The organism is Isobaculum melis (assembly GCF_900111355.1).
Taxonomy (GTDB): Bacteria; Bacillota; Bacilli; order Lactobacillales; family Carnobacteriaceae; genus Isobaculum; species Isobaculum melis.
On the sequence record NZ_FOHA01000002.1, the window covers coordinates 156,797 to 182,497 of the forward strand.

At 35.4% G+C, this 25,701-nt stretch carries 25 protein-coding genes; 3 read left to right on the forward strand and 22 right to left on the reverse strand.

Annotation, left to right across the window (positions count from 1 at the left end):
* Positions 1-5 precede the first annotated feature (5 nt).
* The 9 genes from BMW29_RS02515 to BMW29_RS02555 form a co-directional block, all read right to left on the reverse strand.
* Positions 6-1,007, reverse strand: coding sequence for an NAD(P)H-dependent glycerol-3-phosphate dehydrogenase (locus tag BMW29_RS02515; protein WP_092649981.1), 1,002 nt, complete (start codon positions 1,005-1,007; stop codon positions 6-8).
* Positions 1,008-1,032: 25 nt separating this feature from the next.
* Positions 1,033-1,674 (reverse strand): pyrophosphatase PpaX, encoded by a 642-nt coding sequence (gene ppaX, locus BMW29_RS02520; RefSeq protein WP_177165651.1) that lies wholly within the window; start codon positions 1,672-1,674, stop codon positions 1,033-1,035.
* 21 nt (positions 1,675-1,695) lie between these two features.
* The gene (gene lgt / locus BMW29_RS02525) at positions 1,696-2,529 is read right to left on the reverse strand and encodes a prolipoprotein diacylglyceryl transferase (protein WP_092650336.1); all 834 of its coding nucleotides are present in this window, start codon (positions 2,527-2,529) and stop codon (positions 1,696-1,698) included.
* A gap of 33 nt (positions 2,530-2,562) precedes the next feature.
* A complete protein-coding gene (gene hprK / locus BMW29_RS02530; protein WP_092649985.1) occupies positions 2,563-3,504 on the reverse strand; it encodes an HPr(Ser) kinase/phosphatase in 942 nt (313 codons plus the stop codon).
* Positions 3,505-3,675: 171 nt separating this feature from the next.
* Positions 3,676-4,023, reverse strand: a complete 348-nt coding sequence (locus tag BMW29_RS02535) for a phage holin family protein (RefSeq protein ID WP_092649987.1) — start codon at positions 4,021-4,023, stop codon at positions 3,676-3,678.
* Entirely contained in the window at positions 4,023-4,409 is a 387-nt protein-coding gene (locus BMW29_RS02540) for a PspC domain-containing protein (protein WP_425431582.1), read from the reverse strand. Before BMW29_RS02540 ends, BMW29_RS02535 begins: the two co-directional genes overlap by 1 nt.
* A 75-nt stretch (positions 4,410-4,484) precedes the next feature.
* Positions 4,485-6,053 (reverse strand): daptomycin-sensing surface protein LiaX, encoded by a 1,569-nt coding sequence (liaX, locus tag BMW29_RS02545; RefSeq protein ID WP_092649989.1) that lies wholly within the window; start codon positions 6,051-6,053, stop codon positions 4,485-4,487.
* Between the two features lie 283 nt (positions 6,054-6,336).
* Positions 6,337-7,083 carry an ABC transporter permease gene (locus BMW29_RS02550; RefSeq protein WP_092649991.1) on the reverse strand — a complete coding sequence of 249 codons (747 nt, stop codon included), beginning with the start codon at positions 7,081-7,083 and terminating at the stop codon, positions 6,337-6,339.
* Positions 7,084-7,941, reverse strand: coding sequence for an ABC transporter ATP-binding protein (locus tag BMW29_RS02555; protein WP_092649993.1), 858 nt, complete (start codon positions 7,939-7,941; stop codon positions 7,084-7,086). It abuts the gene before it with no gap.
* Positions 7,942-8,132: 191 nt separating this feature from the next.
* Between BMW29_RS02555 and BMW29_RS02560 the strand changes: the two genes are divergently transcribed.
* The 3 genes from BMW29_RS02560 to BMW29_RS02570 are packed head-to-tail and all read left to right on the forward strand — an operon-like array spanning position 8,133 to position 10,718.
* Positions 8,133-9,509, forward strand: coding sequence for a sensor histidine kinase (locus BMW29_RS02560; RefSeq protein WP_092649995.1), 1,377 nt, complete (start codon positions 8,133-8,135; stop codon positions 9,507-9,509).
* Between the two features lie 9 nt (positions 9,510-9,518).
* Complete coding sequence (locus BMW29_RS02565) at positions 9,519-10,247, forward strand: LytR/AlgR family response regulator transcription factor (RefSeq protein WP_092649997.1); 729 nt, start codon at positions 9,519-9,521, stop codon at positions 10,245-10,247.
* A gap of 24 nt (positions 10,248-10,271) precedes the next feature.
* A complete protein-coding gene (locus tag BMW29_RS02570; protein ID WP_218139628.1) occupies positions 10,272-10,718 on the forward strand; it encodes a hypothetical protein in 447 nt (148 codons plus the stop codon).
* Between the two features lie 24 nt (positions 10,719-10,742).
* Here the strand turns inward: BMW29_RS02570 and uvrA are convergent, their stop codons facing one another.
* The 13 genes from uvrA to BMW29_RS02635 form a co-directional block, all read right to left on the reverse strand.
* Entirely contained in the window at positions 10,743-13,592 is a 2,850-nt protein-coding gene (gene uvrA / locus BMW29_RS02575; protein ID WP_092649999.1) for an excinuclease ABC subunit UvrA, read from the reverse strand.
* 13 nt (positions 13,593-13,605) lie between these two features.
* A complete protein-coding gene (gene uvrB / locus BMW29_RS02580) occupies positions 13,606-15,591 on the reverse strand; it encodes an excinuclease ABC subunit UvrB (protein WP_092650001.1) in 1,986 nt (661 codons plus the stop codon).
* Positions 15,592-15,882: 291 nt separating this feature from the next.
* On the reverse strand, positions 15,883-17,133 hold the full coding sequence (locus BMW29_RS02585) for a glutamate-5-semialdehyde dehydrogenase (protein ID WP_092650003.1): 1,251 nt from the start codon (positions 17,131-17,133) through the stop codon (positions 15,883-15,885).
* The gene (gene proB, locus BMW29_RS02590) at positions 17,130-17,948 is read right to left on the reverse strand and encodes a glutamate 5-kinase (protein WP_092650005.1); all 819 of its coding nucleotides are present in this window, start codon (positions 17,946-17,948) and stop codon (positions 17,130-17,132) included. The genes BMW29_RS02585 and proB overlap by 4 nt, the downstream gene beginning before the upstream one ends.
* A 120-nt stretch (positions 17,949-18,068) precedes the next feature.
* On the reverse strand, positions 18,069-18,704 hold the full coding sequence (locus BMW29_RS02595) for an HD domain-containing protein (RefSeq protein ID WP_092650007.1): 636 nt from the start codon (positions 18,702-18,704) through the stop codon (positions 18,069-18,071).
* A gap of 87 nt (positions 18,705-18,791) precedes the next feature.
* Positions 18,792-19,100 carry an ArsR/SmtB family transcription factor gene (locus tag BMW29_RS02600; RefSeq protein ID WP_092650009.1) on the reverse strand — a complete coding sequence of 103 codons (309 nt, stop codon included), beginning with the start codon at positions 19,098-19,100 and terminating at the stop codon, positions 18,792-18,794.
* A gap of 167 nt (positions 19,101-19,267) precedes the next feature.
* Positions 19,268-19,936: a phosphate signaling complex protein PhoU gene (phoU, locus tag BMW29_RS02605; protein WP_092650011.1), complete on the reverse strand. Its 669-nt coding sequence runs from the start codon at positions 19,934-19,936 to the stop codon at positions 19,268-19,270.
* 25 nt (positions 19,937-19,961) lie between these two features.
* Positions 19,962-20,726, reverse strand: coding sequence for a phosphate ABC transporter ATP-binding protein PstB (gene pstB, locus BMW29_RS02610; protein WP_092650013.1), 765 nt, complete (start codon positions 20,724-20,726; stop codon positions 19,962-19,964).
* 11 nt (positions 20,727-20,737) lie between these two features.
* Positions 20,738-21,547 carry a phosphate ABC transporter ATP-binding protein PstB gene (pstB, locus tag BMW29_RS02615; protein ID WP_092650015.1) on the reverse strand — a complete coding sequence of 270 codons (810 nt, stop codon included), beginning with the start codon at positions 21,545-21,547 and terminating at the stop codon, positions 20,738-20,740.
* A 30-nt stretch (positions 21,548-21,577) separates the two neighbouring features.
* Positions 21,578-22,462, reverse strand: a complete 885-nt coding sequence (pstA, locus tag BMW29_RS02620) for a phosphate ABC transporter permease PstA (RefSeq protein WP_092650017.1) — start codon at positions 22,460-22,462, stop codon at positions 21,578-21,580.
* Between the two features lies 1 nt (position 22,463).
* Entirely contained in the window at positions 22,464-23,387 is a 924-nt protein-coding gene (gene pstC / locus BMW29_RS02625; RefSeq protein WP_092650019.1) for a phosphate ABC transporter permease subunit PstC, read from the reverse strand.
* A gap of 79 nt (positions 23,388-23,466) precedes the next feature.
* Positions 23,467-24,369, reverse strand: coding sequence for a phosphate ABC transporter substrate-binding protein PstS family protein (locus BMW29_RS02630; RefSeq protein WP_092650022.1), 903 nt, complete (start codon positions 24,367-24,369; stop codon positions 23,467-23,469).
* Positions 24,370-24,490: 121 nt separating this feature from the next.
* The gene (locus BMW29_RS02635) at positions 24,491-25,360 is read right to left on the reverse strand and encodes a phosphate ABC transporter substrate-binding protein PstS family protein (protein WP_092650024.1); all 870 of its coding nucleotides are present in this window, start codon (positions 25,358-25,360) and stop codon (positions 24,491-24,493) included.
* Positions 25,361-25,701 lie beyond the last annotated feature (341 nt).

Below are 25,701 nucleotides of genomic sequence, written 5' to 3' on the forward strand. Positions count from 1 at the left end.
TCCTCTCATTCTGATTTTCCATCTCTTGTCATTAAATGAAGAATGGCCTCTCTTGCTGTTACATCTTGATATAAAACATCATATATTGCATTTGTGATTGGCATATCAACACCTTTTTCAGCAGCTAGTTCATAGGCAGCCTTGGTGGTTGCAACACCTTCCACAATCATTCCCATACTTTCAAGTATTTCAGGTAATGCTTTTCCTTGACCAATCATATCTCCTGCACGCCAGTTTCTAGAATGGACACTCGTACAGGTCACAATTAAATCACCAACACCACTTAACCCAATAAAAGTTAAAGGATTTGCACCAAAAGAGACACCTAATCGACTGATTTCTGCAAGTCCTCGTGTCATAAGTGCTGCTTTTGCATTATCACCATAACCAAGTCCATGTAAAACCCCTGCACCAACCGCAATAATATTTTTTAAAGCAGCGCCCATCTCTACACCAATCACATCAGAATTCGTATAGATTCGGAAATAATCATTCATAAAAATATCTTGTACAAATTTAGCAGCCGCTTCATTCTCACTGGCTGAGGTAATGGTTGTAATATCTTTATTGGCTACTTCTTCTGCATGACTAGGTCCTGAAAGAACAACAATGGCTTCTCTTAATGCAACAGGAATCTCCTCTGCTAAGATTTCAGAAACTCTTTTATGCGTATCTTGCTCCAAGCCTTTACTTGCATGAACAATAATAGCAGGTTTTGTTAATAAGCTGCTGACTTGTTTTGCAACAGAACGAATAGCCTTTGTTGGCACAACAAATAAAATGACATCCACATCTTTAATGGCTTCAGCCAAATCAGTATAGCCTTTAATTCCTGCAGCTAATGTTACATCGGGTAAATAACGTTTATTGGTATGCGCTTCATTGATTTCTCGCATTTGTTCAACATGATTCCCCCATAAGCGTACATCATGTCCATTCTCTTCTAAAACAAGTGCTAAACTTGTTCCCCAAGAACCTGCACCTAATACTGCAATTGAGTGTTTCATTTTTTTCTTCCTCTCTCATAACCGTTCATTTTTTTGCGACAAAATCAATTAAATCATTCATTGAATCAATCACTAAATCGGGTTGATATTGCTTCATTACTGATACATCTTTTTCACACCAACCAACTAAAACTGCAGGTATTTCAGCATTTTTCCCTGCCATTATATCTTGTGGGCTGTCTCCAACCATGATGCAATTTTCAAGCTGGCTCCCAACTAATTCTGCAGCCAAACGTAATGGCTCTGGATGGGGTTTATGCTTGGTTGTCATTTCTTTACCAACAACCCCATCAAATAAATGCGTCATATTTAGCTGTTCCATGCCCTTTTTAACGATTTGACTTAATTTCATAGAGACAATCACTAATTTAAATCCTGCCAGCTTCAATTGCTCTAAGCCCTCTAAAACACCTGGAAAATGATCAATTAATTGATCATGATTTTCTAAATTATATTCTCTAAAAGTGGCAATCATTTCCTCTTTTTGAGCAGGATTAAGGGTACCATAGGTTTCTTCTAAAGAGGGTCCATTGAATGGAATCACATCTTTTTCAGTATATTGACCAGGATAATATTGATTTAAAACAGCTAAATGAGACTGTGTAATCAACTGATTAGTATTGGCAACAGTCCCATCAAAATCAAATAAAATGGTATCTATTTTCAAAATGATCGCCTCGCTTCACCTTTATTTTGTAATGGGTGCACCTTCCAAATAGTAACGATTCGTTGGATATTTTTTACGACGGTAGAACCATAAACCAATTGCCCCTACAAAAAGTACAATGGATAGAAGCTGTGAAACACGCATTGTATCAAACAGCATTAAGCTATCTGTTCTCATTCCTTCAATAAAGAAGCGACCAAATGCATACCAAATGATATAACTAAAAATAACTTCCCCCTGTTTTAAAAGCTGCTTTCTTTGTCTTAAAACAAGAATCAAAACAAAACCTAAAAGATTCCATAAAGATTCATATAAAAAGGTTGGTTGATAGTACACACCATTAATTTGCATATTATCAATAATAAAAGTAGGCAAGTGTAAGCCTTCTAAAAAGCTACGTGTTGTTTCAGCACCATGAGCTTCTTGATTCATAAAGTTACCCCAACGACCAATTGCTTGCGCAATAATCACACTTGGTGCAGCAATATCTAACATCAGCCAAAATGGTAAGCCTTTTTTCTTTGTAAACACATAAATGGTTGCACAACCTGCAATTAAACCACCATAAATAGCTAATCCACCATTCCAAATGGCAATGATCTCACTTGGGTGATCAACATAATATTGCCATTCAAAAGCAACATAATATAACCTTGCACCAATAATCGAAATTGGCAGTGCCCAAAGCATCATGTCAACAATATAATCGCCATTAATATGACGCTTTTCTGATTCTCTAATGGCTAAAATAATCGCTAGTAAAACACCTGTTGCGATAATAATACCATACCAAAATACTTCAATTTTTCCAATTGAAAAAGCAACTGGATTTAATGCCGCTAAAACTGCATTCATCATAACAAAACTCCATTCCACATGTTCATCTTTTTATTCATTATCTTCTGCTGTATTTAATTCAATTAAATTTTCTAAATTTTTCTCAAAGGTTGCGGTTGCATCATATCCCATACTTTTAGCACGGAAATTCATGGCAGCTACCTCAATAATAATCGCTAAGTTACGTCCTGTTTTAACAGGAATCGTTATTTTCGGTACATCAACATTTAAAACTCTGGTAAACTCCTCAGCACTACCTAAACGATCAAAGGCTTTGTCTTTTGACCAAAGAGATAGATGAACAATCACTTGAATTGGCATATTGCTTCTTACTGCACCAGCACCAAATAAATTCATCACATCAATAATCCCGATTCCTCGAATTTCAATTAAATGCTTCAAAATTTCTGGTGGTTCGCCAACAACTGTTGTTTCATCCTGTTGATAAATTTCAACACGATCATCTGCTATTAAACGATGGCCTCGTTTAATCAACTCTAATGCGGTTTCACTTTTCCCTACACCGCTATCTCCCATAATTAAGACACCTAGTCCATAAACATCTACCAACACGCCATGCATGGATATCCGCTTTGATAGCTTTCCTTCAAGAAAATTCGTCACATTACTTGATAGTCTTGTCGTTGTAAATCTTGATTGTAATAAAGGAATTCCAGACTCCTCTGTTGCTTGAATCATTTCTTTAGGAGGTACCATATCTCTAGAGATAATAAATGCAGGTGTATCAGGCTGACACATTCTACGCATCACAAGTAAACGCTCATCACTTGTCATTCTTTCTGTAAAAGAAATTTCGGTACGACCAAATAATTGCACGCGTTCACGTGGATAATAATTAAAGTATCCTGTCAATTCTAGCCCTGGTCTGGATACATCGCTTGTGATAATTGTCCGATTAATCCCTTCTTCACCTGAAAGTACTTTTAAATGTACGGCATCAATCAGGTCTTTTACTGTTACATGATTGCTCATTGGAACGCTCCTCTTTTAATTAAAATACAGAATCTTTCTTCATTTTAACATGTTATAGCATTGGTTAAAAGCCACTTCATAAAAGTCATGTAAATTTATGTACGCCCTTTTCTACTACATAAAAAAGCACAGGAGACGAAACCTGTGCCAAGATAAAAATTTGGAAGCTATTTAATATGTTTTTTTACGATCTCCTAATATTAAATTCGCAATAGACATCAAGATTGAAATCCAAAGCGCTGTGCCAAAACCAGCAAATTGAAAGCTAGGTCCAACAAAGAAGGAGGTTAACTGTAGCATCAAAGCATTGATTATAACACTAAATAATCCTAAGGTAATAATTGTAATAGGAAGTGATAAGATAATTAAGATTGGTTTAATCGACATATTTAGAATGGCTAGTACCAAACTAGCTGCTAACGCAATCCAAATACTTCCCACATAAAAGGTTTGTTGAAATAAGCCTGAAAGTGCTAAGAATAGCAAAGCATTAATCAAAATCCCTTGCCAAAATTTCATTAGAAATCACTCCAGTCATCTTCATCTATTTTTTCTGCTTCTTTACGTGTTGTTTGATTTTTACGATAATCTTGATAAGAGTGGTTGTCAGCGTAAGGATGCTCTCCTTTGTAAGCTGATGATTCTCTTGAAGTATATCTAGGTCCAGAATAATATCTTCGCTCTCTTCTTCTATTTTCTCTTCTGTCTCTTCGTCCATCTCTAGAAGCACTTGGCATCACAATGGCCAGTACAATATAAACAAAGATACCTGGAAAAGCTACTGTAAAGAATGATAAAAGAACAAATATAACACGGACAAGCGTAGGGTCAATCCCAATATATTCAGCAATACCACCTAAAACACCATCTAATACTCTATCATTTGATTTTGTTAGTCTCCTCATTATACTCACTTCCTATCTCATGAATGTTGTCTTTCAATTACGTACTATTTCTATTTCAAAATAGTACGCATCTGTTTATTTATCTGTTTGATCTTTTAATAAAATATTACCAGTTGTTGTGCTTAAAACTAAGTGTAAAGCTTCTGTTTCACCAGCACGTCTAAATAATAATTTTTTATTGGTACGATCTGTTTTTTCTTTTAAGACTTCCATTTCAGACAATCTACTTTGAATGTTGCCAAGATTAGTCTTTGCATCTCCTTCTAAACTTAAATGCTTAGGAACTGAGATTTTTACACTACCATTCACAGAGTTTGCATCAATTTTTTTTGCATCCTCAGCCTTTAAAGTGACCTTAACAGTCCCATTAACGGTTGAAAGATTGCCACTTTTTAGTTTGCTACTGACAGTTAACGTACCATTGATACTTTTCGCTAATAAATCACGAATGTCACTATCTGTTACTGTAATATTGCCATTCACACCTTCTGCTTCAATCATCGTTGCAGTGGTTGTGTTAAATAGCATATTCCCGTTGGTACTTTTCGCATAAATATCTTTACCTTCAAAACTATCAAATTGAATATTTCCATTTAATAATTTAATCGCAGTATGATCATAAGAGCGTTTTGGTAAATAGAAAACAAGATCTGCTCTAAGTCGTTTATTTGGTACATGGAAAGTTAACGTATCATCATTTTCATCAATTGTACTTCTTTCAAGAAAAGCTTCAAATGGATTGGTGATATCTGATTTACCATAAATTTTGATTTTAGCTTCAATTTTGATATCTGAAGAATCCCAATTTTTGAACACAACATCCCCATTTGCTACTTTAATGTCTAAAATAGAAGCTTCACTATTTGGATAGGTAAAGACATGATCAAATTTAGTTGAAGCCAGACCTGGAACACGAATATTGACTTCTTTCCAATCTACATTTTCCATAACAGAATGGAAGGTTTCTTTCATAAACTTACCGAACTGACTACCTGCTTCAGTCACTTTTTCGCCCACTTGGTTTAACGTATCAGAAGCTGTCTCTTTCCAATCTTCTGGTAAGTCAAAAATATCAGAAAAGCCTTTTTTATCCTCTTTACTCTCTTCTTGTTGCTCTTTAATCTCTTGTAGTTTTTCGATAATCTCTTCACGTTCTTCTTCTAAGACATCAATTTGATCTTCTAAATCCTCAATGATATCTTCAACCGTTTCAATTTGTGCTTCTTTATCTTCTGATAAAGTTTCAAGTTCTTCCATTGTTTCTAACATTGACAATTTTTCTTTCTGCACAGCTAATTGCCCACGTAAATCTGCAATTTCTTCATTTGTGACATCTAATTGTGCTGAGTATTTAGACGCTTCATTTGCTAATTCTTCTAATAAGGCTTCTAAGCGTTTCTTATCCGCTGCTTCTGCTTCTTTATAGGCTTGATTAAAATCTTGATCACGATCAACCTCTGGTGTAACTGGCTCTACAACCTGTTCACTTTCAGGAGTTACAACTGGACGTTTGATATTTTCTTGCTCAACTTGTGTTGCTTTTACCCCTTGATTGGCTGCAGCACTTTCTAATAATACAAGTGCTTCCTCAGTAGAAATCACACCTTGTCTGACTAATTCTAAAATTCTTTCTCTTTCTTTCATGATTTAAGCCCTCCTTAAAGGTTTATTCTCATTTTATCTTCTGACTAGTTTGTAACCAACAATTTGTTTTCTTTGTTTTCCATACTCTTATTATGCCTGTTGGCTCTCTTTTTGTCATAGGACTTAAGAATGATTTCTTTATGGTCATTGGGCTGAATCCTTACTAAAGCTTATTCTCTTTCCTATTAATAATAAAAAGTGGACAGGATAAAACACAATGGTTTTATCTCGTCCACATCATCTTGCTGCTAAGAACTGACTTCTACAGCTCACCAGTTATTTTCTAATCCTTTTCAAATCCATTTTTACGATATAAATAAGTAAAGATTACAATGGATAGTAAAATTTGTGATGCCATGACTGCAATTCCTTGTAAATCTAAATGATAGACTTCTCCATTTGAATAAGTAATCATCATTTCAGAAACAACACCTGTATAAAGAAAGCCAGAAATAGTAGCTAGCGTATCATTCATCACTGCCACACTTGGAAGCATTGAAAAAATCATAATAATTGGCATTGAAAGTGTATTACAAGAGACTTGATCCTTCGCCACAATACCAATTACCATTCCTAACACACAACTTGTAATGGTAGCAAGTGTTGTAATAAACAAGTACATTGGAATATTAACTAACTCAATAGGTAAGCCACTAGCTAATAAAATCGCAATATTTAAAACAACTGAATATAATAATGGTGGCAGGATACTTCCAAGGAAGAATTCAAAGCTATTAACAGATGAAGTTAATAAGGTTTGTAAGGTATTCTTTTCCTTTTCTTCAGCCAAACTACTACTAATTAAAATCATGCCACTTTGGGTCAGATTCATCATCAGACCAATATTTAATGCAAGAGCAAGCATCATTGGTGGTACTGGTTTTCCATCCATCATTGAGCTATAAAGAAATCTTAGCATGACAGTAATACCAATTGTACTAATTAGTGAGGTTGAAAGATTTTTTGTAGATAATAGTGTGCGCATTTTCATTTCAAAAATAACTGACATTTTTCGCATTGAAATATTCATTTAACGCAACTCCTTTCCAGTAACTTTTACAAAGACATGTTCAAGTGTTGGTTCACAAGTATGAATCGTTTCAAAGGTGTCATTCACAATCCATTCTTTGATTTGTTCTGCTGTAGCAGCATTAGCAGGTAAAGTTATTTCTTCCTGATTATTAAGTACCAATCGAAATTGCTTATCTTCGTTATAACGTAAACAAATTTCTTTAGGTGTACCAAATTCAACAATATTTCCCTCATTTAACAGTGCAACATGATCACATAGCTTGGTCGCTTCTTCCATATTATGGGTTGTTAAAAAGATAGCCATTCCATTTTCTTTTAATGAAATCAACAATTGATGAATAGCCATTGCAGTTGTTGGATCTAGTCCACTTGTTGGTTCATCTAAGAAAAGTACCTTTGGATTATGTAAAACAGCCCGTGCTAAAACTAAACGTTGTCCTTGCCCTTTTGATAATTTTTCAGCTGGCTTATCTTTATGCTCATAAAGACCCACAATTTTAAGCAGCTCATCAATTCGTTCTTTTTTAACTGCTAGGATCTTTGCAAAATAGCGCAAATTATCATAAACTGTTAATTTTTCATAAATCCCACTATTATCTGAAACAATCCCAATTTGTTCATAAACCAATTCATTAATCTCAGTTGATTTTTTACCAAGTACAAATGCCTCACCAGAAGTTGGCTTAAGCTGACCAGTAATAATTTTAATGGTTGTTGTTTTTCCTGAACCAGATGGTCCAAGAAAGCCTAATATTTCACCCTCATGAACTGAAATATTAATATCTTTTAATGCTTGATACGAGCCAAATGACTTCGCAATATGATCCAAACGGATTAAAACTTTTTTTTCTGTCATATTCCCATTCCTCCATTTAACTGTTTAGATGCTTGTTCTCTCACATCTTTTAACACCTACTACTATAGCAAACTTCTAAAAATGTGTCGGAAAAATTTCCTAAATGGTATTTTTTTAGTCCTGAATGGAGTTTTTCCTTTTTTTTCATGCTAAAATTAGGTAGACTGATAGTATAGAAAGGAGCAATCACAATGATTTTTTATTTTTGGGAGACTTTTATTCTTAACTGCGTCATTGCCATTCCAGTAACACTCATTTCATTTTTCTTCTTCTCCTGGATTTATGGAGCAAAGCCGCATTTATTGCAGTATATCTCTTATGTTGTGCTATCAATTTTAGCAAATGCCATTCTTGGTGCATTATTGCTAAACAATAAATCTGGTTTAAGTTTAATTGATATATTGATTTTAACTTCTATTTCTATTCTATTAGAGCTCTTTTTACTAAGAATAATGTTCCATTCTACTTGGACATTTACAATTGGTGTATCTAGTCTTTCCACCATTATTTCTACCACTGCAACAAGTCTTGGTGTTTTAATCAGTGACTTTTTGGAATATCTGCTACATTTAGATCGTTTTTTGAACAAATCAAATATGATTATCAGTCATCTATTCGCTTATCTACTCGTCATACCACTTGCTTTTCTACTGACTATCTATCTGTTGAAAAAAATTCATTTAAAACAAATTATACATACCATTCTCCATTCAAAAAAAAATGCTGTCTATTTGGCTATTTTCCTGTTGCTTTTTTCAATTGTTATTCAAGTCTCTGGAGAATTATTAGAGTCTTTTGGTATCCAGCGTAATAATACGAATTTGCTCAACTTATTATTCTTATTTATCTCTCTTTCATTTATCACACTATCTGGTCTCTATCAAACCAGTAAGGAGCAGAATAACATCCAAAAAACGTTTATTTTACAGCAGCAGTCCTATTTAGATTCTTTAGAAGAAATTCAACAAGATATTCGTAGCTTACATCATGATTATAAAAATATTCTTTCAGGATTATATATTCATGCTGATGAAGGGAATACCGAAGCTATTACTAAATATATGCAGGAAACCATGCAACTATTTGATGGTAACCTCAATGAAAAAATCAAACATACTTCACAGTTAAGTAATATTCATATTTTAGAGATGAAAGGTCTCATTTTAAGTAAAACTGCTGAAATGGAACAAAAAAATATTACCTTTAATTTAGAAGTGACCCAACCGATTGATAAAATCGAAATGTCTATTCACGATGTGATTCGTTGCTTAGGTATTCTGCTAGATAATGCAATTGAAGCTATTCAGCATTATGAATGCGATAAAAGAAAGATTACGCTTGCACTCAATCAAGAAGCAGATAGTTTATTATTATTGGTAAAAAATCCACTTGAAGAAAAAATTGATATGCAGCATATTTGGCAAGCTGGTTTCTCAACCAAAGGAAAGAATCGTGGCTTAGGCTTGCATAATTATAAAAATATTACAGATTCCTATGCAAATATTATGAGGCACACCATTTGTAATAAAGATGAATTTTTACAAATTTTAGAAATTGCAAATAGATAGGAGTATATCATGATTCCAATATATATATGTGATGATGAACAAAAGCATCGTGATTTTATTTCAAATGAAATTAGTAACTATTGTTCCATTAAAGGTTATGATATGAAAATCGTAGCCATTCATTCAGATCCAACCCTTCTTTTAGAAGAAATCGATGATTATTCTCAAGCAGGTATTTATTTTTTAGATGTAAACTTAAATCATGAAGAATTAAATGGTTTCCAATTAGGAAGAGAGATCAGAAAAAAAGATACAAGAGGATTTATTATTTATATTACAACACATAGTGAATTATCATTTGAAACATTTAAGTATCGCATTGAAGCAATGGATTATATTTTAAAAGATGAATTTGTGGCGATTCCAACCAGAATTAGACAATGCATAGATAGTGTCCAAGAGCGGATTCAGAATAATCAATCTGATAATCAAGAATACTTTGTTGCAAAAACCTTAGGTGAGTTGCACCATATTCCAATTGATGATATTTTATTTTTTGAAACTTCAGGGAATAAACATCGTATTATTCTCCATACTGAAAATCAAGAGCTAGAGTTTTTTGGTAAGCTTGATGAGACTTCAGAAAAATTAGGCAATCTTTTTGTGCGCTCCCATCGGTCTTACCTTGTTAACAAAAAAAATATTCAAACTGTGGATTTAAAAAATAACGTGATTATTTTATTAAATGGGCAACAATGTTTATTATCTAGAAAAATGAAAAAATATTTTAAAGAATAATTACTGAATTGAGGGAATAGTCATATGATAATCAATATTTATGGCATGTGCTTAATGCTCATCATAATGATTCCTAATATCATTTATGCTATTAGAAAAAAACATATTGATGGCGATTATCACAACAAAGGATTGGAAATTGTCGAGCAAATTGGGCGATTTGGTTCAATGTTTTTTATGATTTTTTATGTGAGGATATTAGATTTTGGTAATTGGCTTGTTGATGGAAAATATATTTATATGAGCATGGTAGCTATCCTAGCCCTCTTATATTGCTTTGTTTGGGTGCTATACTTTAGAAAAGTAACTTTTTCTAGTGCGATGTTACTCGCTATCCTGCCAACACTTATTTTTCTGATAAGTAGTGTCTTTCGACAAAATGTTTTATTCATTCTGATGTCACTACTTTTTGGAATCGGACATCTGACCATTACCTATCAGAATAATAAAAGAACAAATAAAGAGGACTGACACTGTCAGTCCTCTTTATTGTCGCTATTTCATAGCTTTTGTTCGCTCAGTATCACGCGCTAAAATTGGTGCTAAATACTTTCCTGTATAGCTTTCTTTTACTTCTACAACCTGTTCAGGTGTACCAGTAGCAACAATCATTCCGCCACCTTCGCCACCCTCTGGGCCTAAATCAATCAAGTAATCAGCTGTTTTAATGACATCAAGATTATGCTCAATTACTAAAACAGTGTTACCAGCTTCAACCAATCTATTTAACACGACTAACAAGCGGGCAATATCATCTGTGTGCAATCCAGTAGTTGGCTCATCCAAGATATAGAAGCTCTTACCACTTGATTTCTTATGAAGCTCACTAGCTAGCTTCATTCTTTGGGCTTCCCCACCAGATAAGGTTGTTGCAGGTTGGCCTAAAGTCACATAACCTAATCCAACATCTAAAATCGTTTGAAGCTTACGATGAATTTTGGGAATGTGTTCAAAGAATTGAACTGCTTCTTCAACGGTTAAATCTAAAATATCTGCAATGGTTTTGCCTTTATAATAGACTTCTAAGGTTTCGGAATTATAACGTTTGCCATGACAAACTTCACAAGGAACATAGACATCAGGTAAAAAGTGCATTTCAATTTTAATAATCCCATCACCTTTACAAGCCTCACAACGTCCACCTTTGACATTAAAGCTAAAGCGGCCTTTTTTATAGCCTCTGATTTTTGCTTCATTGGTTTTAGCAAATAAATCACGCACATCATCAAAGACACTGGTATAGGTAGCTGGATTACTTCTTGGTGTACGACCAATTGGACTTTGATCAATATCAATGACTTTTTCCAAGCCTTTATAACCAGTTAATTTTTTAAATTTTCCAGGCTTCGCTTGTGTACGAGTTAATTCCTTTGATAAGGCTTTTTTCAAGATTTCATTAATTAAGGTACTCTTACCTGAACCAGATACACCTGTCACAGCAGTGAAGGTTCCTAATGGGAAAGAGACATCTATATTTTTTAAGTTATGCTCTGAAGCACCTGTTAGTTTAATCTTTTTGCCTGTTACTTTACGGCGTTTTAAAGGAACTGGGATAAATTTTCTGCCAGATAAATAGGCACCTGTTAAAGAATCCTTATTTTTTTCAACTTCCTTTGGTGTACCAGCAGCAATGATTTCGCCACCTTTTTCACCAGCTCCTGGACCAATATCAATTAAATAATCCGCAGCTTTCATGGTATCTTCATCATGCTCAACCACAATCAGGGTATTCCCTAAATCGCGCATTTTTCTTAAAGAACCAATTAAACGATCATTATCTCGTTGATGCAAACCAATAGATGGCTCATCTAAAATATAGAGGACACCAGATAAATTAGAACCAATTTGTGTCGCTAAACGAATCCGTTGTGCTTCTCCACCAGATAAAGTACCAGCAGTTCGACTCAAAGTTAAATATTCTAATCCGACATTTTGTAAAAAGTTTAATCTTGAATGGACTTCTTTCAAGATAGGCTGTGCAATCATTGTTTCTTGTTCAGATAAGGTTAAGTGATCAAAGAAGTGGAGTGCATTGCCAATTGCATATTCACTGACTTCTCCAATACTTTTACCATTTACCTTAACAGACATAGCTTGTGGATTTAGACGGAATCCATGACAAGCTTTACAAGGTAAGGCTGTCATATAGCTTCTCATTTGATCTCTGGTAAAATCACTATTGGTTTCTTTATAGCGACGAGAAATATTTTGTAGGATACCTTCAAATGGAATGGTCACATCTCTGATACCACCAAAATCATTTTCATAATGGAAGTCAAAGGTTTGATCCCCAGAACCATTTAAAATGATTTCTTGTTGGGCTTCAGAAAGCTTCTCAAAAGGTTTATTCATATCAATCTTAAAGGCCTTACAGGCTTGTTCTAACATTTGTGGGTAGTAATTAGAGCTGATTGGATTCCAAGGCATAATCGCCCCTTCAGCTAATGTTTTACTACTGTCTGGAATCACTAAGTCCATATCGACTTCTAGCTTCACACCTAAACCATCACATTCTGGACAAGCGCCAAATGGTGCATTAAATGAAAATAATCTAGGCTCAAGCTCACCAACTGTAAAACCACAATAAGGGCAAGAATGATGCTCACTAAATAAAATTTCTTCTTTATCAATCACATCAACAACAGCGTAACCATCAGATAATCTTACAGCTGCTTCAACGGAATCAAATAATCTTGAACGGATGCCTTCTTTTACCACAATTCGGTCAATCACGATTTCAATAGAATGCTTTTTATTTTTGTCTAACTCAATATCTTCTGATAAATCTAACATTTCTTTATCAACACGAACGCGAACATAGCCATCTTTTTTGATTTTTTCAAAGACTTTTTTATGCTGGCCTTTCTTTTCAACAACAACAGGTGCTAAGATTTGAATCTTCGTTTTTTCAGGAAGCTCCAAAATCTTGTCCACCATTTGCTCAACAGATTGACGCGTAATTTCTGTCCCATCATTTGGGCAAATGGGGTGTCCTACTCTAGCAAAAAGTAAGCGTAAATAATCATTGATTTCAGTTACTGTACCAACTGTTGATCGAGGATTACGGCTGGTTGTTTTTTGATCAATCGAAATTGCCGGGCTAAGACCATCAATACTATCAACATCCGGCTTATCCATTTGACCTAAAAATTGTCTCGCATAAGCAGAAAGACTTTCTACATACCGACGTTGCCCTTCTGCATAAAGGGTATCAAAAGCAAGTGAGCTCTTACCTGAACCAGAAAGTCCCGTTACAACGACTAATTGGTCTCTAGGGATGGTTACATCAATATTTTTTAAATTATGGGCGCGGGCGCCGTGGATTACTATTTTATCATTTGCCATGTACTTTGCTCCTTTAATCTTCAGCTTGTAATTCCAATATGGTGTCTCGTAAATTTGCAGCTGTTTCAAAGTCTAACTCTTTAGCGGCTGCTTGCATTTCCATTTCCATTTTAATGATTAATTCTTTACGTTCGGCTTTGGTTAATTTTGTGACCATTCCAGCAGCAGTATCGTAATCTTCTGTATCTTCTGCTACTTTTGTAATCGAAATTAAATCACGAATCTTCTTAATAATGGTTGTTGGCACAATGCCATGCTTTTCATTATACGCTTCTTGAATACTGCGTCGACGTGTTGTTTCGCTCATCGCAGCGCGCATTGAATCGGTCTCTTTGTCAGCATACATAATGACTTTACCATTTGAATTTCTGGCAGCACGACCGATTGTTTGAACAAGAGAACGTTCACTACGTAGGAAACCTTCCTTATCTGCATCTAAAATCGCTACTAAAGAAACCTCAGGTACATCAATTCCTTCTCTTAAAAGGTTGATTCCCACCAGCACATCAAATTTCCCTAAACGGAGATCGCGAATAATTTCTGTTCGTTCAAGTGTTTTAATATCGCTATGCAAATATTTGACTTTAATGCCAACTTCTTTCAAGTAATCGGTTAAGTCTTCTGACATTTTTTTAGTTAAGGTTGTGACAAAGACACGTTCATTTTTCTCAGTACGTGCATTAATCTCTCCAATTAAATCATCAATTTGTCCATGAATTGGACGAACTTCAATGACTGGATCTAATAAACCAGTTGGTCGGATAATTTGTTCAACAACTTCTGGGGTTTGCTCCATCTCATAGGGACCAGGTGTTGCAGAAACATACACAATTTGATTCACATGTTCTTCAAACTCTTCTAATTTTAATGGTCGGTTATCTAAAGCACTTGGTAAACGGAAGCCATAATCGACTAACATTTTTTTCCTTGCTTGGTCTCCATTGTACATGCCTCGAATTTGCGGCAAGGTAACATGTGATTCATCTGCTACAATCATAAAATCTTCTGGAAAGAAGTCCATTAAGGTATAAGGTGCTTCACCAGGCTGACGGCCATCCATATGTCTTGAATAGTTTTCAATTCCTGAGCAATAGCCCATTTCACGCATCATTTCAATATCGTAATTGGTTCGTTGCTCTAAACGCTGTGCCTCTAATAACTGTTCATTATCTCTTAATTCTTTTAAACGAATGGCTAATTCTTCTTGAATTTGTGTAATGGCTTTTTCTAAGCTTTCTTCATTGGTCACAAAGTGGGTTGCTGGGAAAATCGCTACATGATCTCGATCAGCGACAATTTCTCCCGTTAATGCATCTACTTCACGAATGCGTTCAATTTCATCACCAAAAAATTCTACTCTTAACGCATGCTGATCTCTTGAGGCTGGGAAAATTTCCACAACATCTCCTCTTACACGAAAACGGCCACGTTGGAAATCAATATCATTTCTTTCAAATTGAATCGTCACTAATTTTCTTAATAATTCATTTCGATCCATTTCAGTCCCAATCCGTAAAGAAAGCACTTGGTCTTTATATTCTTTTGGATCCCCTAAACCATAAATACAAGAAACTGAAGCCACCACAATGGTATCTCTTCTTTCTAATAGAGAGCTTGTTGCAGAGTGGCGTAATTTATCTATTTCATCATTGACACTTGAATCTTTTTCAATATAGGTGTCACTAGATGGTACATAAGCTTCTGGCTGATAATAGTCATAGTAACTGACAAAATACTCTACGGCATTGTTAGGAAAAAATTCTTTAAATTCTCCATAAAGCTGTCCAGCTAACGTTTTATTGTGAGCAATCACAAGAGTGGGCTTATTTACTTTTTGAATTAAGTTTGAAATCGTAAAAGTTTTCCCTGTTCCTGTTGCACCTAATAATGTTTGTGCTTTTTTACCAGCTAAGATTCCTTCTGTTAACTGCTCAATTGCTGCTGGTTGGTCTCCATTAGGTTCATATTGGGAAACTAAATCAAATAATTTTTCTTCCATTTAATTCACTCCTTTTAACTGCCTGCTGCTGTCCTTTTTCTCTTTTATTTCTTCAAAAAACAGAAAATCAAGAGCTCTCCCAAATATTCTATCATACCGAACATATTTTCGCCACCATTTATATCTGAGAAATAAATATTATTCGAACAAGTGCTCGTTTTAAATTGATAACTATACAAATAAATTGATTTTAGCTTGATGTTTCATACTAAACCAACCACCTTTTGATACGAAAGTGCGTTCGTATCAAAAAAATGACGCTCTTTTTTTCAAAAGAATCGTCATTCATCTCTATTCTCTAATTTGTCCTTCACCAAAAATAATATATTTCGTTGAGGTTAACTCATTTAAACCAATTGGGCCACGTACATGGAGCTTTTGTGTGCTAATACCAATCTCTGCACCAAAGCCAAATTCAAAACCATCAGTAAAGCGTGTCGAAGCATTCACATAAACAGCTGCTGCATCCACTTGGCGATGAAATTTTCTGCTTTCTCCATAATCTTTTGTCACAATGGCTTCAGAGTGTTTGGTCCCATATTGATGAATATGGGCTATGGCTTCATCAGAATCTGCAACTACTTTAATCGCAATAATCGGCCCCAAATATTCTGTCTGCCAATCTTCTTCTGTTGCTAATTTTCCTTGTTGAAGGTAGGTTAATGCTCGCTCATCCCCACGAATTTCAACCTGCTCTTGTTGTAAACTTTTTTCTAACAAAGGCAGAAAATCTTTGGCAATTTTTTCATGAACCAACACTTTTTCTGTCGCATTGCAAACGGAAGGTCTAGAGCATTTTCCATTGATAATGATTTTTTCTGCCATTTCTAAATCTGCATGCTGATCAACATAAACATGACAGTTTCCTGTTCCTGTTTCAATCACTGGAACGGTTGCATGGTTTAAAACCGATTGAATTAATTGTGCACCTCCACGTGGAATCAAAACATCTAAATAGCGATTGAGCTTCATTAAAGCAAGGACTGTCTCACGAGAGGTATCTTCAATTAGCTGAACACAGCCAATAGGAAATTGATAGGCTTTTAAGGTTGCTTGAACTAATTTTGTCAGCGCAAGATTAGAATAAAAGGCATCGCTACCACCTCTTAAAATCACCGCATTGCCTGATTTTAAACAAAGTGCTGCTGCATCTATGGTGACATTAGGACGTGCTTCATAAATCATACCGATCACACCTAAGGGCACACGTTGTTTCCCAATTTGTAAGCCCACTTCATTTTTCCACATCTGTAATACTTCACCGATTGGATCAGGTAACTGACTGGTTTGTCTCACACCTTCAGCAATGGCTTCAATTCTTGCAGGTGTAAGGCGCAGGCGATCTAATAAGTTTGCATTCATTCCTTTGGCTTTTGCAATTTGGATATCTTTTTCATTTTCAGTTAAAATTTCAGGAATTTTTTCTAAGAGTGCAGCACTTAAACCAAGTAAAAAACGATTTTTTTCGGTCGTTTCCACAAAAGACAAAAAGTGAGCAGCTTCTTTAGCTAATTTTCCTTTTTGAATCAATTCTTCTGTCATACTTTACTCTCCTTTTTGGCAGTAGAAAATAAGGTCCCTACTTTTTTCCCCTCTAAGATATCAAAAATAATTTTAGGATTTTTACCATTTGCTAAAATCATTTTTTGCTGACAGTGGAGCAAATAATCTGCTGCTGATAATTTTGTTAACATGCCTCCAGTGCCAAACGCGGAGCCTTTGCCACCTGCTAAAGCTTCTAATTCAGGTGTCACTTGAGCAATTTCATCAAACATTTGAGCTGCTTCATTTTGATTTGGGTCACTATCATAGAAACCATCAATATCAGATAGGACGACTAATAAGTCAGCCTGGGTTACCTCAGCAACAATTGCTGATAAACGGTCATTATCACCAAATTTAGTAGAATGCTCTAATTCTTCAACTGCAACGGTATCATTTTCATTTACAATTGGGATAATCCCTTTCTTCAGTAAGGTTTCAAAAGTATTCACAACATTTTCTTTACTTACAGGGAAGTCAACAACATCTCTTGTTAGGAGCATTTGTGCAACGGTATGACCATAATGAATAAATGAACGACTATAGATACTCATTAATTCACTTTGCCCCACCGCTGCTACTGCTTGTTGTTCTGGGATGGTCGTAGGACGATCCGTCATTTTTAATTTATGACAGCCGACACCAACTGCACCAGAGGAAACTAAAATGACTTCTTTGCCTTCGCTACGTAAAGAGGATAGTACATAAGCAAGCTGTTCAATTCTCGGGAAATGAATAAAGCCACTCTCATTAATCAGTGTACTGGTTCCCACTTTTATGACAATTCTTTGACAATTTGCTAGCTCTGTTCTCATATACCATCCATCCTTCTTTTTTAAATCTTGACACCTATTGTACACCATATTGCTATTTTTATCAGCCTTTTGGACTATTTTTTTCTTTTATCATGAAGTAGATTATTCACTTGATAGCCCCTAAGCTTTTGCGATTAAATCTGCTGTAATTTTTTGTAGTGCTCCTTGGTTTGTAAAGGTCTCATTTAATAATTCTGGCAAGACTTTTTCTAGAAAATATTGCACACTAGCTAGATGCTTAAAGGCCAGAATGGTTGTTAAGGACTCTTCATAAATCTCAGTAAAAACACTTTCTGGGTTTCCTTTTTGAATTTCACCAAATGATTCGTATAGTAAATCGACTTTATCAGAAACAGATAAGATTTGACCTTCAAGGGTTTCATCTTTTCCTTCTTTTAACCGTTCTAAATAAATTGCTTGAAAAGGTGCCGGAATTTCTTTATGCACAAAGTTTTCTGTCATAGACTCCTCAACATCTGCTAGCATTGCTCTTAAAGTTGGTGTCGCATATTTAACAGGTGTTTTAATGTCACCGATAAATAGCTCTGTATAATCATGGTTTAAAGCTTTCTCGTAAAGTGAACGCCAATCAATTTTTTCTCCAGCTTGTTCTTCTACTGTGCCTAAAAATTGGGCAATTTGAGTGACTTTAAATGAATGTGAAGCCACTGAATGTTCTTGGTATTTAAACTTTCCAGGACAACGATAAATATTTTCTAAATCAGATAAACTTTTAATATATTGATGCATTCCCATGTTTACCAGCTCCTTTTATTTTAACGCATAATTTTTACTATCCTAACATAAATAAACCAAAAAGCAAAGAACTGTTTGTTCTTTGCTTTATGGCTGACAATTTTGATGTAATGTATGTTCAATTGCTTGTTCTAGTAAGCCCCATACATGGGAGTCATCTTGGCTATAATAGACGGTTTTTCCTGCTCTTCTTGACTTTACCAATTGCATATTTTTTAAGGTTTTTAATTGATGTGAGACAGCGGACTGCTCCATCTCTAATTCCTTTGCAATATTTCCAACACTTAATTCTCTTTCCTTTAATAAGTATAGTATCGAAATTCTAGTTGGATCACCTAGTACTTTAAACATTTGACTAATATGTTGCAGGGTTTCTTGACCTAGTTGCTCCATCATTTCATTCCTCCCCCGAAAATGTATGTTTATCTGCTCATATGTCCATTTATCATACCGCAGATTGATTTGTTAGGCAATCACAAATGGAAGGGACAAAACTAAAAGCCGTTTTGTCCCTTCCATTCTATCCAAATAAATGTTCAGTCAAGAGTCAGACACTTGCTCGTCTACTCATCTAAATTGCTATTTAATTCAGAAATTTTACCTGTATCAAGATAAACAATCCACTCACAAATATTTGTTACATAGTCTCCAACACGTTCTAGATAACTCGCTACCATCATATAATCTGTAGCCCCTTCAACGATATCTGTATCATTTTTCATTTCTTCAACACATTGGCTATAGATTTTTTTAAAATGTTGATCTACTTCATCATCCGTAAAAGCAATTTTTTTAGCTTTAGCAGAATCATTTTTAAGATAGGCATCTAAAACATCATCGGACATTGTCTTCACAATGTTCGCCATTTCTGCAATTTGTTCTTCAATTTCTGGTACACGCTTATTGCCTTTAACACGAATGGTTGATTTCGCAATACTAACAGCATGGTCCCCCATTCTTTCTAAATCAGAGCTGGCTTTTAAGACTGTCACAATGATTCTTAAATCTGTTGAAACAGGTTGCTGTAAGGCAATTAATTCAAAACTTTTTTTCTCAAGCTTTAGCTCATATTCATTAATCAAGTGGTCATGATCGATGACTTCTTGTGCAAGTACTTTATCATGATTCACAAAAGCTTTAACAGATTTTAAAATGGCTTCATTAACCATCATGCCCATTTCAGAAAAGCGTGCATGTAATTCTTGTAATTCTTCTTCAAACATTTTTCTCATCTATTTTATAACTCCCTTCCTAATTTTAACCAAAACGCCCAGAAATATAATCTTCTGTAGCTTGCTCTTTTGGATTTGTAAAAATTTTTCTCGTCTGTCCCATTTCAATTAAATCCCCTTGTAAGAAAAAGGCGGTTTTATCTGAAATACGAGAAGCTTGTTGCATATTATGTGTCACAATAACAATGGTATAACGCTCTTTTAATTCAACTAGCATGCTCTCAATTTTAGCACTCGAAATTGGATCTAAGGCACTTGTTGGCTCATCAAGTAAAATCACTTCTGGTTCAACAGCCAATACTCTAGCGATACAAACACGCTGTTGCTGACCACCTGATAAAGAGAGCGCACTTTTGTTTAGCTTGTCTTTGACATCATCCCAAACAGCTGCACGACGTAAGCTTTTTTCGACAATCTCATCCATTTTTTGCTTATCTTTCATTCCTGAAATATTTAAACCATAAGCCACATTATCATAAATTGAAAAAGGAAAAGGATTCGGTTGTTGGAAAACCATGCCAACTTCTTTTCTTAAAGCTACAGTATCCATTTTGGGACTATAAATATCTTTCCCGTTTAATTTAATCGTCCCAGTAACTGTGACATCTGGAATTAAGTCATTCATACGGTTAAGTGTTCTGAGATAAGTTGACTTGCCACAACCACTTGGGCCGATTAAAGCGGTAATTTCTTTTGGCATAAAATCTAGAGAGACGCCTTTTAAAGCTTCTTTCTTACCATAATACAGGTGAACGTCTTTTGATTCAATAATAAAGTTTTGTTCTGTCATGAATTTCTCTCCTAACCAAAGTGACCTGATACATAGTCTTCTGTTTGCTGGATTTTTGGACGTGTGAAAATTTTTCGCGTTTGATCATACTCAATCACATTGCCCATATAAAAGAAAGCAGTGTAATCGCTAATTCTAGCTGCTTGTTGCATATTATGTGTCACGATGATAATCGTATACTTTTCTTTCAAATTAATCAAGGTTTCTTCTACTTTACTAGTAGAAATTGGGTCTAAGGCACTTGCTGGTTCATCTAATAATAAAATATCTGGCTCCATCGCAATCGCTCTAGCAATACATAAGCGTTGTTGCTGACCACCTGATAAGGCCAAAGCACTTTTATGCAAATCATCCTTAACTTGGTCCCATAAAGCGGCTTGTTTTAAGCTTGTTTCAACAATTTCATCTAATTTTGCTTTATCTTTTAGGCCATGTCTTTTTAATGGAAAAGCAATATTTTCATAAATGGATTTACTAAATGGATTTGGTCTTTGGAAAACCATTCCGATATTTTTTCTCATTTCATAAACATCTATTTCTGGTGCATTAATATCAATGTCACGATAGAAAATTTTTCCTGTGATTTTGGTATTGGCAATTTCATCATTCATTCGGTTTAATGAACGAAGATAAGTTGATTTACCACAACCACTTGGACCAATTAATGAGGTAATTTTATTTTTTTCAAAAGCCAAGGAAACACCTTTAATGGCTTCATTTTGACCATAATAAACATGAATATCTTCTGTATATAAGGCTAATTTCTTTTCTTTTTTATCTAATTGAATAATATGGCTATCTTGCACTTGATTCTCTACCATTTGGTTCACTCCTTTATTTGCTTCTTTTTCTTACGCTGAGGTTGATTTTTTGTAAATCACTCGACCAAGGTAGCGTGCAAGAAGATTAAATAATAATACGGTAATAATCAAAACAGCGGATGCACCTGCTGAAACGGCTGCTGCATCTGGCATAATGCCTTCTCCATTAATTTTCCAAATATGAACGGCTAATGTTTCTGCTGGTCTAAATGGATTTAAGGGACTGGCAATATGCATCGGATTCCAATCTGCAAAGTTTAAGGCTGGCGCACTTTGGCCTGCTGTGTAAATTAAGGCTGCGGCTTCACCAAAGACACGTCCAGCAGCTAAAATCACTCCGGTTAAAATACCTGGAAGAGCTGCAGGAACGACTATTTTAGTGACTGTTTCCCATCTTGATAAGCCTAATGCTAAGCCAGCTTCTCTTTGAGTGGCTGGAATCGCTCTTAAGGAATCTTCAACGGTTCTGGTTAAGAGAGGAAGATTAAAGAGCGTTAAAGCTAACGCACCGGAAATAATAGAAAATCCCCAGCCCATTTGAATCACAAAGATTAGGAAGCCAAAAAGACCGACAACGATTGAAGGTAATGAACTTAAGACTTCAATGGCTGTTCTCACAAGATCTGTGACCCAGTTTTTCTTGGCATATTCTGATAAGTAAATACCAGCTCCTAATGAGATTGGTACACTAAATAACATTGTTAAAATTAATAGATAAAAGGAATTAAATAATTGAGGACCAATGCCACCACCTGTTTTAAAGGTTTGGGAACGATTGGTTAAGAAATTCCAAGAAATATGAGGAACTCCGCGCACAAGAATGAAGGCTAATAAACTGAATAGAATCAGTACAATCACTCCTGCAATCGCATATAAGGTGCCTGTTGCAATTTTATCTGCTTTTTTTGCATTCATCTTATTTCATCGCTCCTTTCTTCCCGATTAATCTTGTCATAATATTGAAAACAAGTGACATCACAAGCAGAATTAAAGCGAGTGACCAGAGCACATTATTTTGTAATGATCCCATGACTGTATTTCCCATTCCCATGGTTAAAATACTGGTTAAGGTAGAGGCTGGCGAAACTAAGTTACCAGGCATCAAGGCTGCATTTCCAATCACCATTTGTACAGCTAGCGCTTCACCAAAAGCACGAGCCATCCCAAAGACAACAGCAGTTAAAATCCCAGGAATCGCTGAACGCAAGACTACCTTATAAACTGTTTGCCATCTTGTTGCACCTAAAGCTAAAGAAGCTTCACGGTAATGTCTAGGAACTGTATTTAGCGCATCAATCGTCATACTGGTAACAGTTGGTAAAATCATCACAAATAAGACAAATGTCCCTGCTAAAATCCCAAAACCACTCCCACCAAAAACGTTTCTGACAGCTGGTACAACCACTGTTAAACCAATAAAGCCATAAACAACAGAAGGAATACCAACTAATAATTCAATAACTGGCTGTAAGATTTTCTTCCCCATTTTTGGCGAAATTTCCGTCATAAAGACTGCAGCACCAATGGCAAAAGGTGTTGCCACAATGGCTGATAAAAAAGTCACTAGGAATGAACCTGTAATCATTGGCAGTGCCCCAACTAGTGGCTGACCATCTGCCCCTTTTCCAGAAGGATTCCAATCTGTTCCACCTAAAAAAGAACCAATCGAAACGCCATTTTGAGTGAATGTTGCAATGCCTTTACTTGCAACAAAATATAAAATTGAAATAACTACCAAAACAATAAATGCAATACAAATGAAACTCAAACTCTTTCCAAATGTTTCTAATTTAGCCTTTTTAGATTTTTTTGTTAATCTTTCTTCAATACTACTTTGCAAGAAAATTCCTCCTCTTATTTCAGTTAAAAAGCGACTGCCTTTGATAAACAGTCGCTTCAAAAGTTTCTAGGAATTTTTCTTATTTGATGGTGCCATCAACATCACGTTCTACCTTCATTGCTGTAATTGGTAGGTAACCCATTTTGCTGACAAGCTCATCTTGTACCGCTGCACTCATCATGTAAGCTAAAAATGATTGGGTTAACCCTGTGGCTTCCCCTTTTGTATACATGTGTTCATAAGACCAAATTTTCCAATCATTGGTTGCCACATTTGCTTCTGTGGGTTTCACTTGGTCAATTGAGAGTGTCTTGGTTTGATCATCAATATAAGAAAAAGCTAAATAACTAATAGCACCAGGTGTTTCATTAATGATTTTACGCACTGCACCAGATGAGTCTTGTTCTTGGCTTTGAATGGATTTTGCACCACCCAGCCCCCATTTCTCAAATGAAGCACGTGTGCCACTGCCTGCTGCACGATTGACTACGACGATTTCTTGATTATTGCCACCGACTTCTTTCCAATTGGTTATTTTACCAGTAAAAATGTCGATTAATTGTTCTTTTGTAAGATTGGTTACACCTGTATCTTTATGAATAACGGGTGTAATCCCAACAACTGCCACACGGTGATCCACTAATGCTTTCGCATCCACACCTTCTTTTTCTTCTGCAAAGACATCTGAGTTACCTATTTCAACTGCTTCAGTTGCAACTTGGCTAAGACCTGTGCCACTTCCGCCACCTTGAACATTGATGGTACTACCAGCATGGTTTTCTTGATATTTTTCTGCTGCTGCTTCCACTAATGGTTGTAAGGCTGTTGACCCTACCGCGGTTATGCTGCCAGTTGTTATTTCTTCATTTTTTTCAGTTGCTTCTTTACTTGCTGATGTGCTTCCATCTTTATTGCCACAAGCTGCTAATGAAAAAGCAACACCTGCGATTAAACCTGCTTGAATCAATCTTTTTACACCCATGTGATTCCCACCTTTGTTTGATTTTTTGGATTGCTTTGTGCTACTCCTTTATCCTAATCAAACAATATAAAGTGGTGATTGAATTTGTGTAAAGTTTCTGTATATGTTTGTAAATCATTGATTAATTTTGTGAAGATACTTTTGTAAGGTTACCGAATGCATCCTTTTCAACTTTCATTTGTGTCACTGAAATATACCCTAATTGTGGTACAATCGTTGACTGCACTTCATCTGAAAGCACATAGTCAATAAAGTCCTTCGTTAAACCTGTTGGCTTACCTTTTGTATACATATGTTCATAGGACCAGATTGTCCATTCATTAGTTGTCACATGCTCATCTGTTGGTTTAACACCATCAATTGATAAGGTTTGTAAATCATCAGTAACATAAGAAAAAGCTACATAACTAATGGCGCCTGGGGTATCAGCAACAATTTGTCGCACCATCCCTGTAGAATCTTGCTCTTGTGAACGCACACTTTCTGCACCATCTAAAGCGGTTGCTTCAAAGGTTGAGCGTGTCCCACTTCCAGTTGCACGATTTAAGACAATAATTGGAAGATCTTTGCCACCAACTTCTTTCCAGTTTGTTACTTTTCCGGTAAAAATTAGTTTAAGATCTTCTTTTGAGATATCTGTCACACCAACCCCTTTATGAACAATCGGTGTAATCCCAACAACAGCTACTTTATGATCAACTAAAGCAGATGCATCAATGCCTTCTTTTTCTTCTGCAAAAACATCTGAATTGCCAATCTCAACAGCACCCTCAGAAATCTGACTTAAACCTGTGCCGCTTCCACCACCTTGAACATTGACAAACTTTCCAAGATTGGTTGCGCCATATTCTTCACCTGCTGCCTCTACTAAAGGCTGTAAAGCGGATGATCCAACTGCAGTAATTGATTCACCGTTATCTCCACCTGAACAGGCTGTTAAGGTTAAAAGAACGGTCATACCAATAAATGCTGATGTCCATTTTCTCTTCATTTGACTTGCCTCCTACGACTATTCATTATGGAACATTTCCATTAACTCATCTCTATCATAGCTTAACATTGTAAATCTATGACGTCAGTTTTGTAAATTTTATGTAAATTTGTACACTTCATATGTATGCCTATAATATATTTTGTTTTATTAGTCAACTGATAGTTCTTATTTTTTTTAGCAATTATGACACTTTCTCATTAAATCTTCACATTTTATTAACAATTTAGATGACTTTTCTCAGAATTTCCTTTATTTTTAAAAATGTACTTGTTATACTAAGTATGAGATCAACGACAAATTCATTTTGATTCTTACCGAGATACTTCTTTACCTGAATA